Source organism: Streptomyces sp. NPDC058401, from assembly GCF_042722885.1.
GTDB lineage: Bacteria > Actinomycetota > Actinomycetes > Streptomycetales > Streptomycetaceae > Streptomyces.
The window spans coordinates 39,185-54,172 of the sequence record NZ_JBHXKA010000051.1; the positions used below are offsets into that span (position 1 = coordinate 39,185).

The 14,988-nt window shown below is 68.2% G+C and carries 13 protein-coding genes; 7 read left to right on the plus strand and 6 right to left on the minus strand.

Annotated features, from left to right (window positions below; all coding sequences use genetic code 11):
- Positions 1-3 precede the first annotated feature (3 nt).
- The gene (locus tag ACFWNV_RS20260) at positions 4-942 is read left to right on the plus strand and encodes a DUF6339 family protein (RefSeq protein WP_383948638.1); all 939 of its coding nucleotides are present in this window, start codon (positions 4-6) and stop codon (positions 940-942) included.
- Positions 943-962: 20 nt separating this feature from the next.
- Here the strand turns inward: ACFWNV_RS20260 and ACFWNV_RS20265 are convergent, their stop codons facing one another.
- The 6 genes from ACFWNV_RS20265 to ACFWNV_RS20290 form a co-directional block, all read right to left on the minus strand.
- Complete coding sequence (locus ACFWNV_RS20265) at positions 963-2,234, minus strand: DNA cytosine methyltransferase (protein WP_383948641.1); 1,272 nt, start codon at positions 2,232-2,234, stop codon at positions 963-965.
- Positions 2,235-2,287: 53 nt separating this feature from the next.
- Positions 2,288-3,268 carry a DNA cytosine methyltransferase gene (locus tag ACFWNV_RS20270; RefSeq protein WP_383948644.1) on the minus strand — a complete coding sequence of 327 codons (981 nt, stop codon included), beginning with the start codon at positions 3,266-3,268 and terminating at the stop codon, positions 2,288-2,290.
- A 24-nt stretch (positions 3,269-3,292) separates the two neighbouring features.
- Positions 3,293-6,250: a Z1 domain-containing protein gene (locus tag ACFWNV_RS20275; RefSeq protein ID WP_383948647.1), complete on the minus strand. Its 2,958-nt coding sequence runs from the start codon at positions 6,248-6,250 to the stop codon at positions 3,293-3,295.
- A gap of 16 nt (positions 6,251-6,266) precedes the next feature.
- The gene (locus tag ACFWNV_RS20280; RefSeq protein WP_383948649.1) at positions 6,267-7,247 is read right to left on the minus strand and encodes a PD-(D/E)XK motif protein; all 981 of its coding nucleotides are present in this window, start codon (positions 7,245-7,247) and stop codon (positions 6,267-6,269) included.
- Positions 7,240-8,772: an ATP-binding protein gene (locus ACFWNV_RS20285; RefSeq protein WP_383948652.1), complete on the minus strand. Its 1,533-nt coding sequence runs from the start codon at positions 8,770-8,772 to the stop codon at positions 7,240-7,242. The genes ACFWNV_RS20280 and ACFWNV_RS20285 overlap by 8 nt, the downstream gene beginning before the upstream one ends.
- A 97-nt stretch (positions 8,773-8,869) precedes the next feature.
- A complete protein-coding gene (locus ACFWNV_RS20290) occupies positions 8,870-9,871 on the minus strand; it encodes an SEC-C metal-binding domain-containing protein (protein WP_383948654.1) in 1,002 nt (333 codons plus the stop codon).
- Between the two features lie 56 nt (positions 9,872-9,927).
- Here ACFWNV_RS20290 and ACFWNV_RS20295 point away from each other — a divergent pair, with 56 nt between their 5' ends.
- The 6 genes from ACFWNV_RS20295 to ACFWNV_RS20320 all read left to right on the plus strand — a co-directional run bounded on the left by ACFWNV_RS20295 (position 9,928) and on the right by ACFWNV_RS20320 (position 14,927).
- Positions 9,928-10,746, plus strand: a complete 819-nt coding sequence (locus tag ACFWNV_RS20295; RefSeq protein ID WP_383948657.1) for a class E sortase — start codon at positions 9,928-9,930, stop codon at positions 10,744-10,746.
- 84 nt (positions 10,747-10,830) lie between these two features.
- Positions 10,831-10,995, plus strand: a complete 165-nt coding sequence (locus ACFWNV_RS20300; RefSeq protein WP_383948673.1) for a DUF3311 domain-containing protein — start codon at positions 10,831-10,833, stop codon at positions 10,993-10,995.
- Between the two features lie 38 nt (positions 10,996-11,033).
- The gene (locus tag ACFWNV_RS20305) at positions 11,034-12,557 is read left to right on the plus strand and encodes a sodium:solute symporter (RefSeq protein WP_383948676.1); all 1,524 of its coding nucleotides are present in this window, start codon (positions 11,034-11,036) and stop codon (positions 12,555-12,557) included.
- A 123-nt stretch (positions 12,558-12,680) separates the two neighbouring features.
- Entirely contained in the window at positions 12,681-12,995 is a 315-nt protein-coding gene (locus tag ACFWNV_RS20310; RefSeq protein WP_383948659.1) for a DUF6412 domain-containing protein, read from the plus strand.
- Between the two features lie 118 nt (positions 12,996-13,113).
- Positions 13,114-13,947, plus strand: a complete 834-nt coding sequence (locus ACFWNV_RS20315; RefSeq protein WP_383948661.1) for a hypothetical protein — start codon at positions 13,114-13,116, stop codon at positions 13,945-13,947.
- Between the two features lie 122 nt (positions 13,948-14,069).
- The gene (locus ACFWNV_RS20320; protein ID WP_383948664.1) at positions 14,070-14,927 is read left to right on the plus strand and encodes a fumarylacetoacetate hydrolase family protein; all 858 of its coding nucleotides are present in this window, start codon (positions 14,070-14,072) and stop codon (positions 14,925-14,927) included.
- Positions 14,928-14,988: the final 61 nt, after the last annotated feature.

A 14,988-nucleotide genomic window follows, 5' to 3' on the forward strand; every position in this document is an offset into this window, starting at 1 on the left:
GGCGTGAACCGTGAGGATCTTCCCTCGATGCTGGGCTTCCTGTCCGATGCCGCGGTGGCCAAACACCTGAGCCGCGCGGTGCAGACCGGTCAGGCGACACCGCCCCAAGTAGCCCTGCGCAAAGCATCCGAGGAACTCGCACATGCCTCCCGATGGCGTACGGCGCCGGTACGCGATCTCGTGGAGCAGGCAATGATCAGGCACGACGGCAACCGGGCGGCGGCGGACGGGTGGCTGGCGCCGCGCCTGCACGCGACGCTGCGCATGACACGTGCCGAGGCCGCGGACAACCGGTTGTGGAACCACCTGGCCATGGTCGTGGCCCCGGACTACGTCGCGTGGAGGCATCGCCGGTCGGACACGGATGCGGGGCAGGGCGCGGCGACCGTCACGCGCTTCTCGGGCCCGCACTACACGCAGGCCTTCTCGCGGCTGTGGTGGGCGGCCGAGCTCTTTCGGGACGGATCGGACTACCGTCCGGTGGAGGTCGCCTGCAGGCTGCAGGACGTGCTCCAGACGACCATGCGTCTCGACGTCATCGATCATCGTCCGACGGCACAGGCGATCGTGAAGATTCTCGGCAGGCGGCTAGCTGCGGGAGAACGGCGTATGGGAGATCGGGTCAACGCTCTATCGGCTGCGGTGAACGCGGCCGGCAGCACCTTGGTGTACGAGGTGCTCGCTCCCGACGGAGGACCGGAGATCGATGCGCTTCGCGACTGGATCGACGAGTCGGAGCACGCGGCGGCGGTCCCTTGGGAGCGGTTGCCGGAGGGCCCCGACGACGGAACAGTGCGACAGGCCTCTGTCGATGCCTTGGTTCCGATCTTCGACCGGCTCCTGGCCGAGGCGCCACTGCGCGACAGGGGGACGAGGAGGCAGGGCCTCGCGGAGCCCGTCTCGGCCGGCGTGAGCCTCGTCAAGCCGTCGGACCGTGCGTGAAACGCCGGTATCGGCCGGTGTCACATGCGCGGTGCCAGGTAGGTGTGGATGGCCTCGGCCAGGGTGGAGCCGAGGCCGACGGGTACGGCATTGCCGATCTGGCGGGCGATCTGAACCTTCGTCCCGAACCACTTGAATTTTGACGGGAACCCTTGAATGAGGGCCGCCTCGTAGTGGGTAATGGGGCGATCTGCCGTGGGGTGGAGGTAGCGCCCCTTTTCCGGCTTGTAGAACTCCGTGCGAATGGTGACGGAGGGCGTGTGCATCCGGAGACGCCCCATCACGTCTCCGGACCCGGAATTGTGCTTGTCCCAGCTCGGCGTCGAGAGGGGGATCTCTTGTCCCTCGATCTCCGCGTACCCGGCATCCGTGGAGAGGTGGATATCGCCTGCCGCATCCATGCGGTAGGAAACACCGCGCAGGTCGTTGCGGTTTCCGTTCTTCTTGATCGCCATGTACCTCGCGCGGGAAAGAGGCTCGGGGTTGCGGCGGAAATGGAGATCCGTCGTGAGGTAGTGACCCGGCACGCTGTCGACGAGTGCGCTCCCGCCCCGAGGTTCGGGCATCTCCTCTAGGAGCGGGCGCTTGGCGGACGTACCGAAAACCTTTGAAACGGGCTCCCAGCGAGGCCTGATCGCGGACCCGTCGAAGAGCGATTCCTGTGCGGGATCGGCATCGATCACGGGCCCGTTCTTCGCGTGCGTCGGCTCGGGGTGCCGGAGCGGGGATCCGAAATCCTTGTGCGTGCAGATCACGATCACGCGACGCCGAGCCTGCGGGACCCCGTAGTCGGCAGCGTTCATCATCGCCGGCACCACGGTGTAGTCGTACAGAGGGTGACCCGGCGTTTCGGAGGCAGTTCGGAGATCGTCGAACTGGGGAGACCTCAGGAAGCGGTCCACGTTCTCGATCACGAACAGTTTGGGGTGGACCTTGGCCACCACCTTGACGTACTCCTGCCACAGCTCGTTCCGGGGGTCGTCCGGGTCCTGCTTGCCGAGCCCGGAGAAGCCCTGGCACGGAGGCCCACCCATGATCACGTCGACCTGGCCCTTGTAGGGGGTTGCGTCGAAGTGCGCGATGTCACCCGGGTATACGTGTGAACCACCGAAGTTGGCCGCGTAGGTGGAGGCCGCCGCTGCGTCGAACTCCACTGCCGCGACCGACCTGAAGGGGCTCACGCCGCTCGGCTTGTATCCGGCGAAACCAGCGGAAAAGCCGCCAGCCCCCGCAAACAGGTCCATGACCCGGATCTGTCCGGGCTGAGACGACTGGGGCTGGTTCTTGCTCATGAGGGTCAAGTGTAGTCACCGGTGTCGGTCGTATTGCAGGGGTTCGATGAGGGTCAGGCGCGCAGCGCGGAGGCGATGGCAGCACCGAGGGCACGGCCCACGGGAGGCGGTGAGGCGTGGCCGATCTGGCGATATCGAGCCGTCTTGCGACCGGCGATGCGCCACTCGGGTGGAAAACCCTGCAACAGGGCCGCCTGGTCTACGGTCAACGGCATCATTCCGGGTCGGCCGAGCGCCGGATCCCAGCAGAAAGCCTCGTCGGGTACGTCGTCGGCGACGGTCCCTCCATCCACGCCCATGCGGGCCCACGCCCCCTTCGAACCCGTCGGACCCAAATCGGCGCCTCCCCGAGCCCAGGACCCGCCTACAAGGGTCGGGGCTGGGTCGAGCGCCTGTGCCGCCCAGCGGGCGGCATCGGGCCAGCCCCGCCGGGACATGGATTCGACCAGGGCCTCACCCACCGACAGGTGGCTGTTCACAGTCGCGAGCGGTTCGACGAACGCGTCGAGACCATCGCCTTTGAACGCGACCAGGATGCCTTGACGTCGCGTCTGGGGGACGCCGTAGTCGGCGGCGTTGATCACGAGCCACCTGTGCCGATAGCCGAGGTGGGAGAGTTCCGCGGCCACATAGCCGCGGATCGCCTCGTAGGCCGGCTTGATCGCCAGGTCCGGCACGTTCTCGACGAGCAGGGCCTTCGGCTGCACTCCGTGCATGAGCATCATGGTGGCGCGCAGCAGCTCGAGCTCGACGTCGCTGTCACGTCGACCTGCGGTGGCCGTGGCCTTCACACGGGGCAGACCCGCGGACAGCAGGTCGACGTCGTACGTCTGCTGGTGCTCGCAAGGGTCGAAGTCCAGGAGGTCCGTCTCAAGAACCTTCCAGTGGGGCCTGTTCCACCTGAGCGTCTCGACGGCCACGTCCCGATTGTCGAGAAGCAGCACGGGGTCGAATCCCGCCTGCTCCAGGCCCAGCGCGAGACCGCCGGCGCCCGAGCAGACGTCCAGGGATCGCATCCGTTCCACGACCGTCATGCGTACCGCCCCCCGGCTCCCGGATCAGCCCTTGTCGATCTCCGACCTGTCGATGATCGCACTCGCCACCGAAGAGACCGTCGTGAATTGGACAACCCGACCGTTGGCACTCTGCGCGGTTGCCGGGGCGACGAAGGCGAAAGCCATGACGACCTTGTCCGCGCCGATGCGACCCTCGGAGTCGATGGATGCGCGGTGATGCCGCTCGAGCACCGGATAGAGGACGAGCGCGCCGCGGCGCTCCCCAACGAGGCTCTCCGTTGCGGCGTCGCCGGAATCAGGGAGGGCGCCCGCGATCCGATGGGCGACTCCACGGTGCTTCCGGTCGCTGATGGCGCCGAACAGAGGATGCCGGTCCTTGCGGCGGTCGCGGGAGAACCAGGAGTAGCTGCGGCCCGAGCCGCCGAGCCTCAAGGTCTTGTTGTCGGAGGCCAGGTGCTGTGGGGCGAGGACGAGCCAGTCGTCGATCTTTCCGGGGGCGGCCCTGGTGATCTCCTCGAGGTAGCGGAGGTGAGGATCGAAGGGCTCGACGGTCTCCCAGTGCAATTGCTCGAACACCGAAAGCATCGCCTCGGCGGGCACGGTGCCGGTCAGCGCCGGGAAGCGGTGCGTGGTGCCCTCTTGCGGGAAGTGGTAGGCATACGTCGCGGGTACTTCGCCCAGGCTTTCCAAGATGGGCAACCACAGGGCCGTGTTGTTTTCCAGGCCCTTCTGGGGATAGGCGGTGGGCTCCTCCCAGCGGCCGGCCGATCGGACGAGTTCCAGCCGGGCGTTGTACATCTTGTTCGGACTCGTCGGCTTCAACCACGGCGCATGTTGTGAGACGAGCGGTGGGATCTGGTCGGGGGTGACCTGAGGGCGCCCGTCGACCATTTCGGAATAGCGTTCCAGTTCCGATCGGAATGCTTCCTCATCCCGACAGATGGCTTGGAAGCCGTCGTAAAGGTCGAATTCGGACCCTCCGATCGTTTCCTTTCGGCCGAGGTACAGGCGTACGAGGTCTCGATATCCCTTTCGGAAGCCGAACCAACGGCCCATCTGCATGAGGGTGGAAGCGTTCCCGGCCCGGCGTCGGAAGAAGGAGACGGTGAGCCCCTCGACCGTGAACCCACGGGCGAGTTTTTGGCCACCGATGAGGATCTTCCAGATCGCGCGCTTGTCGAAGTCGGCCTCGCCCGTCTCAAGGTCCTGGTCGCCGTTCACGACGATGATCGGTTGTTCGTCGCCGCCGATGCGGACGACCGCAGGTCCCACGTAGGGCAGGAGTTCGTTGTACGAGCCGGGGACGGCATGCCCGTCGGAACGTACGGCGGAGACGAGGGAGACGTCGGTGTCGAACAAGTGGCGCAATCGAGCGTGGCCCTGGGGTCCCGTGTAGCCGGATTCGTGCCACAACCCGAGAACCCGCTCGTGCAGGGACCGATGTACATGGGTTCGTACCGACTCGTGGATCAGCATCGTGTGGTGCTGGAAGAATCCGTCTCCGAGGCCCCCCAGGTCCTCTCGGTACAGCTTCATCGCCGCACTCAGGACGAACATGTCCATGGCTTGCTGCATGCAGGTGTCGTCGTCGGCATCGTCCACGATGTCGCGTACGTGTGCCTTCTCGTTGGAGTTGGCGAACGTGAGCTCACCGGCCTCCAACGCGGAGTCCAGATCGTGGAAGTCTCGCGCCCCCATGTACCCGTCGGGTCGGGGGAGGGAGATGATGAAGTCCTTGGGGAAGATGTCCTCGGTGTCGCTGGGGTCGACGAAGACGTTGGCGAAGGGTGTGGCGGTGTAGCCCACGTACTGGGCCCGGGGCAGCATCTTCAGGAGCTTGGAGATCTGCTCGTTGATGGCACTTCGCTGAGCCGCATCGGGCTTCGACGTGTTGACGGAGGCTTCGTCCGACTCGTCGTCGATGATCAGGACGGGGATCTCGGAGAGCGGTGTTCTGATCTTGCCGAGGTCCTTGACGAGCTTGGCCAATACGGTCTTGTTCTTCTTGACCACCATGAGGCTCGCGGATGAGCGGTGAAGGTTCTCCCGGTCGTACAGCGGGAGCGCCGGCTCTCGCTTCTCGAATTCCAGAGCCGTGATGCCTTGAAGGAGACTCTTGTAGTCGTTCTTCCGCGTCGTCATGCGGACGATATCGAAGGCCCCCAGCGCGGACGGCATGCCGCCGAAGGTGATGAACTTGCCGGCCTTCCAGGCCGGGTCGTCCGCGTAGTCCGACTCCATTTCGTCGGCGCCGCGCATGATGTTCTCCCGCCCCACGAGTTCCATGTCGAGGCGGCGTTGGGTCTGGGCTCGCAGCATGTTGAGCGTGCCCCCGAGGACGATCACCAGGCGGTATCCGGCATCGACGGCCTTGGCCACGACCCCGGTGAAGTTGGCGGTCTTCCCGGACTGGACGTACCCGACGACGAGGCCCTTCGATTGGTAGACCTCCTCGTCCGTGGGGTCGGCCAGCCGTTCGACGACCTGGTCCGTCGCGACATCGAGACCGGCGATGGCGTGCGGGGGCCATCCCTTGTCGGCGAGGAGTTTGCGGTACGCCGGCCAATAGTGAGGGCGGCTCCGTTGAGACTCCGGGGTGTACCACGGCTTGAACTTCTCGCTGATTACGAGGGGACCGGCGGTCTTGGGGACGGGGACGAGCTCGTCGAGCAGCTTGCAGGTGGCGTCTTCCAGCTTGAGCAGGCGGTAGATCTCGCTGCGGCGCTCATCCGTTCGCGCCACCGTATCCCCCCAGACGGGACGCTCCGCGTAGTCCCACTTGGCGAGCTGGCGGCGCCACAATTCGACCAGCTGGTCGGTGGCCCTGGCGTCCCGCAAGGCGGACTGGAAATCGCCCTCGGAAGCGAATGCCTCGGCATCGGGATCCATGTCTTCGGCTTGATAGACCAGAGCACGGGCCAAGTTCTTGGGCTTGCTGCCGTCGAGGTCGGCCAGCACGGCACCGTGCAATGCGAGCCTGAGGGTGTCGTTGCCTGTCATCGGGAATCCTCGTTCGTCACGGGAGACGGAAGTCTGTGAGATCGACCGGGGATCCCGGCACGGGGCACAGGTGGTTGACGTGAATGCAGTAGTCGATCGAGGAAACGTGCTCCCTGACCGAGGCGGGAAACATGTCCGTGGTCATCCTCGGTAGATCGTCGGCCGGAACGAGCAGCGGTTCCGTACGCAGGGTCCAACGCTCGTCGTCCCGTTCGTCGGAGGACCATCCCGCCGATGCGAGAGAGCCTTCTATGGACATTGCGGCGATGCGGTCGGCCGCGCGGGCGTCGCGGAGCACCGCGGCGGCCGAGTCCCCGAGGGAACGCCCCCCGATTCCGCCTCGTGTCAGCTGGATCGAGGCGAACCAGAGCGAACGTCCTTCTGACTCCTCGAGCTGTCGGATTCCGTGGACGGTGTGCCGGCGCTCTTCGGATGTCGTCGTCTTCACCTCGAGGTCCGTGGTTGCGAGTCCGAAATCGTGCTGTTCCCCACGAGGGCCCGTCCAGGACCGAGCCGCCGTCTCCCAGCCGTGCGACCGGGCAACTGCCTGCAGAACGGCGAGTTCCCCGTGGAGACCTATGCGCTTCTCCAGACCGAGTCCGCGAGGTCGACCGAGTAGTTCGCCCCAAGCGCGGATGGTTTCGTCGAGTGCTTCTTCCAGCGTGCGGTCGCCGGTGACGATTCGATCCGCCACAGCCATCAGGAGGTCGTGGAAGTCGCGCATGAGGGCCACCTGAGTGGTGCTGATCCGTGCCATGCGTGTGCCGTGATGGTTGATTTGGTCGATGGCCACGGCAGGCAGGGTGGAGCGAGGCGGCCTTTGGTGGCGGTCCAGTTCCACGGTGAGCGAGATGTCGCGCCCGCCGTGGCCGATCTCGTAGCGGACCGTACGCCGAGCCCCGGCATCGGAAAGTCGATAGCTCGTGGCTTGGCCCGCGCCCAAGAAGTGCTCGACCGTCGACCAGCCCAGTTCCGGGGCCGTGCCGCGGTCAGTCATCGTCGCCCATCCGTTCCAGCTCCACTCGTGCGGCGGCGATCAGAACGGACTGCCACAATTGCAGGTTGTCTTTTTCGCGACTGCCGCTGTACTCCTTCTCGAACACCTGGTGGAGGAGGAGATAAACGAGGGCCTTGACGGTCGGAGCATCGTTCAGTCCACCGCGACGTCCACCCAAGAGGGCCGTCCTGTAGTGCTGATTGAGAACGATGGTGCGCTCTTCGCGGTCGATCTCGAAGAAGATGCTGTTGTCCAATTTCTGCCAACGAACCGAGATGGGTTCCTCTCCCGGAATCAGGGGGAGCTCGTCCTCGATCGTTTCTCGCAGCGTGGGGTCGAATCCCTTGCCCGGTCCGATGACGGCTTTCCGAGTGGTGCTCGCACGCTTGCGTGAGTCCCGATAGACCGCATCGGCCTCGGCCACATATCCGGGGAACCGTCGACCCTCGGAGTCCACGGCTCCGTCAAGGGCCGAGATGAACTCGGGGGAGACTTCCACTCCCTCCTTCTTCACGGTGAGTCGAAAGACGTCCGCGGTATCGGACGGGAGATCGACGGCAACCCGTGCCAGTGCGAGGTGTTGTTCGGGCTGGCGGAAGTTGTTCCAGCCGCCTGCTTGAACCAGCCTGTTGTGGCGGTAGAAGTAGAATCCCTGCCGGTCGAGCCCGGTGCCGACGGCTTTGAAGCCGTCCAGAGTGGATTTGGCCGGCCAGATGTGGGCCTCGAGGGACATTCGGGGGATCGACGGGCAGTCGACGGTGAATCGGCGGGGGTGGTCCGGGTGACCGGACACCGGATACGCGAAGGGGTCGAGTGGCTCGACGCCGAAATTCATGTATTCGGTTCCGGTATTCACGTCCTCGACGGCAATGGTGATGTTGAAGTCGTCGCGGGCCAGGAAACGATGGAGGTACAAGCCGAGCTGGAGCCCGAGACGGTTGATGGTGCGCAGTAGATAGCGATTTGTCTGCCCGCCCCCTCCGTGGCGCGGGAAGTCCTTCACGCCGTCCCAGCGGATGACCGTTCCCTGCCAAGTGATCGGCCGCCCGGAGTAGCGGTCGATCAGGGACTGGGCGTAGTCGCCCGCGACGATGTCGCACTGGTACCCGCTGACGGCCCGCTCCATGAGCCAGCGCCGCCCGACGGCCCTCGTCCGTCGCGTCTTGCTCACCACGGTCACTGCTCCGGCATGACTCAAGGAGGCCGACTTGAGCCCTGTCCCGAACATTCCCAGAGACTGGGGGTCGTATCCGCGACGGCCGCCGACGGTCATCGCGACGTCGAGATCCTCCTCGGTCATGCCCTTGCCGTCGTCGATGACCAAGAGGCTGACCAGCCGGTCCTCGTCACGCAGGAAGTGGATGACGACGTCGCGTGCCCCGGCGTCGATGGAATTGTCGACGAGGTCGGCGATGGCGGTTTCGAACCCGTAGCCCTGGCTGCTGAGCGCTTCCATGTACCGGGAGTCCGGTGGGAGGTGCTTGGTTCCGGTCGTGGGTACGTCGAACTGCCAGTCGTCGGTCATTTCCTGCCTTGGAGACTCGCCATACGGAGTGACTAAGGGTAACGGCGGTCGCGATCCATGGACAGGGCCCTATGTCCCCATGGCCGGGGCGAGCAGGTCAGCCCGCCCCGTGGCACTGCCCGTAAGGCCGGCCCGAGGTGCACCAGCAGGGGGTGGCTGGGGTGGGGGGCCAGGGGGTGGCTTTGCCTCGGGCGGCCAGGGTGGTGGCGTATTCCGCCAGGAGGGACGGGGAGGAGGGGGAGGTTTTCTCCGAGGCGGCGAAGGCTTCGTACGAGGGGACGCTGGCCGTGACGATGCCGAGGTTCGTGGTGCCCGAGGCGGCCAGGGTGCGGAGGGAGGATTCCACCTGGGCGAGGTGGGCGTCGTGGGAGGGGTACTCCGCCGAGAGGGTGGGGTACGAGGTGAGGAGTTCTGCGAGCTCGCGTGCCGGCCAGTGGAGGATGGCCACCGGGAAGGGGCGGGAGAGCGCGGCGCGGCGGTCGCCGAGTTCGGCGCGCAGGCGGGCGATCTCGGCGCGGAGTTCGGCGGGGTCGTCGGAGCCGAGGGCCCAGATGCGCTTGGGGTCGTGGAGTTCGTCCAGCGGGATCGGGCCGATGTGGCGGGTGTCCGCGACCATGTCCCAGTCGTCGTGGGGGAGCCCGAGGAGGCGGCGTACGCGGTGGCGGCCGGTGAGGAGCGCGGTTGTGGCCGGGGTCAGGGGGGTGTTGTCCGGGGCCAGGAGGGTGGCCGCCTCGGTGAAGCACTCGTGGGAGGCTTCGAGTTCGTCGTGGGCTTCGAGGGCCTCGGCGATGACCTCCCAGGGGGCCGGGTCCGAGGGGGCCGCCGCGCGGATGCCCTGGATGAGGGCGCGGGCCTCCGGCTCGTGGCCGTACTCCCAGAGGTTGGCCGCCTGGAGGGCCTTGACGAGGGACGGGTCGTCCGTCGAGTCCGCGGCCAGGAGTTGGTCGTAGAGGGCGCTCGCCCGCTCGCGTTCGTCGGCCAGTTCGAGGTGGGCCGCGGCCTGGAGGAGCAACGGCTCCTGGTCCTCGGGGTAGCGGGCTGCCGTGCGGATGAGGCGCTCGGCTTCGGCGATGTGCTCGGCAGGCGTGTCGGGGCGCATGGTTTGCAGCGTACTGCCGCTGGTCAGTTGAGGGGGGAGGACTTAGGGTGCCGCCCGTGCGAGATCGCGTGCGGGTCGTGGTGCAGGGCAAGGGCCGGCGGTCGCGCCGGGCCGGTTTCGCGGGGGCGCTGTGGGCGGCCGGTGAACTGGCCGTCACCGTGGGCGTGGTGGTGATGTTGCTGGTGGTGCACCAGGTGTGGTGGACCAACCGGCAGGCACTGAGCGCCGCGCACGCGATGGTGAGGGAGCTGGAGGAGGCCGCCCCGCCGGAGGAGGGGGAGGAGGGGGCGGAGGAAGATCCTGCTGTCGGCGCTTCCCCGGACGGGTCGGACGGGTCGGACGAGCCGGACGAGTCGGACGGGTCCGGCGGGTCCGACGGGTCCTCGGGCGATGCGCCCGCGAACCCCGGGCCGCGCACCGCCAAGCCGCCGCCGCGGGAGTCCGCGTACGGGATCCTGCGCATTCCGCGCCTCGGCGTCGCCGTGCCCGTCGCGCAGGGCGTGGACAAGCGGTCCGTGCTCGACAAGGGGTACGCCGGGCATTACGCGGGGACCGCGCAGCCCGGGGCCGAGGGGAACTTCGCGGTCGCCGGGCACCGCAACACGCACGGGGAGCCCTTCCGTTACATCAACCGGCTCAGGGCCGGGGACGAGCTGATCGTGGACGTGCGGGGGAAGCGGTACGTGTACCTGGTCGGGCAGACGCTGGCGCAGACGACCGAGCACGACACCGGGGTGATCGCGCCCGTCCCGCGCAGCACCGTCACGCCGGGGGCCGGGTACGGCGAGCCCGGTGCGTACATCACGCTGACCACCTGTACGCCGGAGTACACCTCGAAGTACCGGCTCGTGGTGTGGGGCACCCTCAAGCGCTGACGTGCGGACGGGCGGACGTGCGGACGGGCGGCTGGACCGTAGGGTGGTGCGGTGCGTCAGAAAAGGGTGAAACGTCCTCAGTTGGTGTGGCTCGCCGTGCCGTTCGTCCTGTTCCTGGGAGCGCTGCCGCTCGCGAACCGGGTGGAGCCGGCACTGGGCGGCGTACCGTTCCTGCTCCTCTGGTTCATCGGCGCGACGCTGCTGACCCCGCTCGCGGTCTGGCTGACCTGGCGCGGTGATCACCGGTGAGCCAGGCGGCCGTGGCGACGAGCGTCTTCGGCGTGTTCATGGTGGCCACCGTCGCGCTCGGGCTGCTCGCGGTGCGCGGGCGCGGCGGGGGCGGCGGTGGGCTCGCCGAATGGTCGGTGGGCGGGCGCTCGCTCGGCACCGTGTTCATCTGGGTCCTGATGGCGGGCGAGGGGTACACGAGCTTCAGCTACCTCGGCGCGGCCGGCTGGGGCTACAACTACGGCGCCCCCGTGATGTACGTGGTCGCGTACATGTCCTGCGGCTACGCGGTCGGTTACGTCGTCGGGCCCGTGCTGTGGGACTACGCGCGCCGCCACAACCTCGTCGGCATCACCGACATGGTGAGCCACCGGTACGGGCGCCCCTGGCTCGGCGCCGCGGTCGCGGTGCTCGCGACCGTCTTCCTGCTCCCCTACATCCAGCTCCAGATCACCGGCATGGGCGTGGTGGTCTCGACGGTCACCTACGGGGCGGTGTCCCTGGAATGGGCCTACTTCACCGCCTTCGCCGTCACCACCGCCTTCGTCGTGGTGAGCGGCCTGCGCGGCAGCGCATGGGTGTCCGTGCTGAAGGACGTGCTGGTCATCGGCACCCTGGGGTTCCTCGCCGTCTACGTCCCCCTGCACTACTTCGGCGGCTACGGGGAGCTCTTCGACCGGCTCACCGCCGAACACCCGCAGTGGCTGACGCTCCCCGGCGCCGGGAGCGGGGCGGGCGGCCGGGGCGAGCTGGGGATGGGGTGGTTCGCCTCCACCACCGTGCTGAACGCGCTGACCGTGGTCATCTTTCCGACCACGGTCGCGGGGTACCTGGGCGCGCGCTCCGCCGACGCGCTCCGCCGCAACGCCATCCTGCTGCCCGCGTACAACGTGCTGCTCTTCGTGCCGATGCTGCTGGGCATGGCGGCGCTGTTCGTCGTACCGGGGCTGACGGGCGCGGAGTCCAACCTCGCGCTGTTCAAGCTGGTCGTGGACTCCCTGCCGGCGTGGGCGGTCGGGGTGATCGGGGTGGCGGCGGCGCTGTCGTCGATCGTGCCGATGGCGGTGTTCATGCTGGTCATCGGCACGATGTGGGGGCGCAGCGTGCTCTCGCTGCTGCCGCGCTGGAGCTCGGGCGCGCGGCAGAAGCTCGCCTCGCAGGTGGTCGTGGTGGCGGCCGGGACGATCGCGCTGGTGATGACGTACACGGCGCCGAACACGCTGGTCAGGCTCTCGCTCGTGTCCTACGAGGGCATGGCGCAACTGGTGCCGATGCTGCTGCTGGGTCTGGTGTGGCGCAGGCTCACGACGGCCGCCGCGGTGTGCGGGCTGGCCGCGGGGGTTGCGGTGGTCTGCGGGCTGGTGTTCACGGGCAACGACCCGGTGTGGGGCGTGAACGCGGGCATGGTCGCCCTCGCGGTGAACCTGGCGGTCGCGCTGACGGTGGCCTGGCTCGGCCTGCGGGAGGGGGCGGGGAGCGGGGCGGGGGACCCCCGGCCGGACGAGGAGGTGCTGGCGCGCGATCCGCTGCCCGGGACCGGGGATGAAAACGAAGCCCCGTCCGTTGTCAGTGCACGCGGTTAGTATCGATCGCGAGTACGAGTACGAGTACGCGCGCGAGTTGTCGGTGCGCGTACGAGTAACGGGTGGGCGTGGCGGGTCTCTTACGGGGGTCCGTGCGCGGGAGCGGGAAGGGGGGCGGTTCGTATGACAGAGCACAGCGGGCTTCGCCCCGGGCGGCTGCTGGCGCTGCTGGTCTCCCTCCTGGTGCTCGGCGGCTTCCTCGGGCTGTTCGCCGGGGAGGGCGGGCTCGGCGCGGTCGTGGTGGTCCTCGCGGCCACCGTCGCGGTGGGCACCTCGGCCCTGGCCGCCCGGCTGGTCCGGCCGGTGCCCCCGCACCGAATACGTACCGCGATCCGTGATCGCGAGCAGCGCACGGCGTTCCTGCCGCAGCGCGATCCCGACGCTTCCGGCCGGTCACGGCCCAGGGCGCCCGGCCGTTCCCTTCCGACGGCCGCGTAGGGGCGCGCAGCTCCTTCCTCCTGATCACTTCTGATCGCCACACCTTGCCGCCCCTCGCGGGTCGTCACGCCGAAACGCATCTCTTTCGACGTTCGACGCATCCCTTCGGAGGGCCCACGTGTCCGTATTCATCGATCTCGTTTCCGTGCTGGGCCGGCTGCTCGAGCCGGTGCTGGCCGAGTCCGCGACCGCTGCCGCGATCGTGCTGTTCACCGTGCTCGTGCGGCTCGCGCTGCACCCGCTGAGCCGGGCCGCCTTCCGCGGGGCGACCCCGGTGGCGGGGATCCTGCCGGTGCTGCTCCAGCTGCCGGTGTTCTTCCTGATGTACCGGGCGTTCTCCTCGGCGGAGATCGGCGGGGCCGCCAACGAGCTGCTCGGCCACCGGCTGTTCGCCGCGCCGCTCGGGGACCGGTGGGGTGAGGCGCTGGGGGAGGGCGGCCCCTTCGGCGAGCAGGGGCTCGTGTTCCTCGGGCTGTTCGCGGTCGTCGCGGTGGTGGCCGCGTGGAGTGCGGTGCGCGGACGCAAGACCGCAGCGCTGATGGCGGCGACCGCTGCTGCCTCGGCCACCGCGGCCGCCGCGACCGGCACCGCCGGGACGAAGGCCGGTAAGGCCGGCCACGCAGCCAAGACCGGCAAGGCAGCGAAGGCGGCCAAGGCAGCCAACGCCGGCAAGGCCGGCAAGGCCTCGGGGGCCGGTGGAGGCCGTGGGGTCAGTCCGGCCGCCGTGGTGACGGCCGAGCAGCAGGAGCTCATGCGCAAGCTGGGCGGCGTACTGCCCCTGCTGTCCTTCGGGACGCTGATCACGGCTGCCCTGGTGCCGCTGGCGGCCGGGCTGTACCTGGTCACGACCACCGCGTGGTCGGTCGCCGAGCGCGCCTGGCTCCAGTACCGGAAGGACCGGGCGGAGCGTGCGGAGCCGGCGCTCAGCGGAGCTGAGCGTTCCGCCATGTGAACAGGGTCTTGCGGATGAGGCCGACATCTTGGAGGATCGACCAATCCTCCGATGGCCGCAACCCATCGTCCGGCCCGGGGCATGCCCATGGGCCGACCACCCTCGACCACGGGAGAATGCCCATGAAGCTGCTGCGTGTAGGACCCGTCGGGTCGGAGCGCCCCGCGCTGCTCGACCAGGACGGGACCCTGCGGGACCTGTCCGGCCTGATCACGGATGTGGACGGCGCACTGCTCGCCGACGACTCCGTGCTGTCCCGAGTACGGGACGCGGCCGGATCCGGTGAGCTCCCGGTGCTGGACGCCGAGGGTCTGCGGATCGGGTCCGCCGTCGGCCGCATAGGCAAGGTCGTGGGCATCGGCCTGAACTACCACGGGCACGCGGCCGAGGTGGGTGCCGAGGCGCCGGCCGAGCCGATCGTTTTCCTCAAGGCCCCGGACACCGTGGTCGGTCCCGACGACACCGTGCTGATCCCGCGCACCAGCGTCAAGACCGACTGGGAAGCCGAGCTCGGCGTCGTCATCGGTGCCACCGCCCGCTACCTGGCCTCCCCCGAGGAGGGCCTCGCGCACGTCGGCGGCTACGTCCTGGTCAACGACGTGACCGAGCGCGCCTTCCAGACCGAGCGCGGCGGCACCTGGGACAAGGGCAAGAACTGCGAGACCTTCACCCCGATCGGCCCCTGGCTGGTCACCGCGGACGAGATCCCGGACCCGCAGGCGCTCGACGTCAAGCTGTGGGTCAACGGTGAGCTCAAGCAGGACGGCCACACCTCCGACCAGATCTTCCCGGTCGGCGAGGTCGTGCGGTACGTGAGCCAGTTCATGACCCTGTACCCGGGCGACGTCATCGTCACCGGCACCCCGGCCGGTGTGGCCGCGGGCCAGCCGGAGCCGAAGCCGTTCCTGCGGGCGGGCGACGTGGTGGAGCTGGAGATCGACGGCCTCGGCCGTCAGCGCCAGGAGTTCAAGGACGCGTAGCAGCGCCTGGCAGCGCCCAGTGGCGCGCGGATCGAGGGGAAGGGGCGGCGCCGTCGACGAC

Coding starts and splice junctions, on each gene's coding strand:
- ACFWNV_RS20310 (WP_383948659.1), top strand. CDS start 12,681: ATGACAGAGCACAGCGGGCTTCGCCCCGGGCGGCTGCTGGCGCTGCTG.
- ACFWNV_RS20275 (WP_383948647.1), bottom strand. CDS start 6,250: ATGACAGGCAACGACACCCTCAGGCTCGCATTGCACGGTGCCGTGCTG.
- ACFWNV_RS20285 (WP_383948652.1), bottom strand. CDS start 8,772: ATGACCGACGACTGGCAGTTCGACGTACCCACGACCGGAACCAAGCAC.
- ACFWNV_RS20280 (WP_383948649.1), bottom strand. CDS start 7,247: ATGACTGACCGCGGCACGGCCCCGGAACTGGGCTGGTCGACGGTCGAG.
- ACFWNV_RS20290 (WP_383948654.1), bottom strand. CDS start 9,871: ATGCGCCCCGACACGCCTGCCGAGCACATCGCCGAAGCCGAGCGCCTC.
- ACFWNV_RS20305 (WP_383948676.1), top strand. CDS start 11,034: ATGGTGGCCACCGTCGCGCTCGGGCTGCTCGCGGTGCGCGGGCGCGGC.
- ACFWNV_RS20265 (WP_383948641.1), bottom strand. CDS start 2,234: ATGAGCAAGAACCAGCCCCAGTCGTCTCAGCCCGGACAGATCCGGGTC.
- ACFWNV_RS20270 (WP_383948644.1), bottom strand. CDS start 3,268: ATGACGGTCGTGGAACGGATGCGATCCCTGGACGTCTGCTCGGGCGCC.
- ACFWNV_RS20320 (WP_383948664.1), top strand. CDS start 14,070: ATGAAGCTGCTGCGTGTAGGACCCGTCGGGTCGGAGCGCCCCGCGCTG.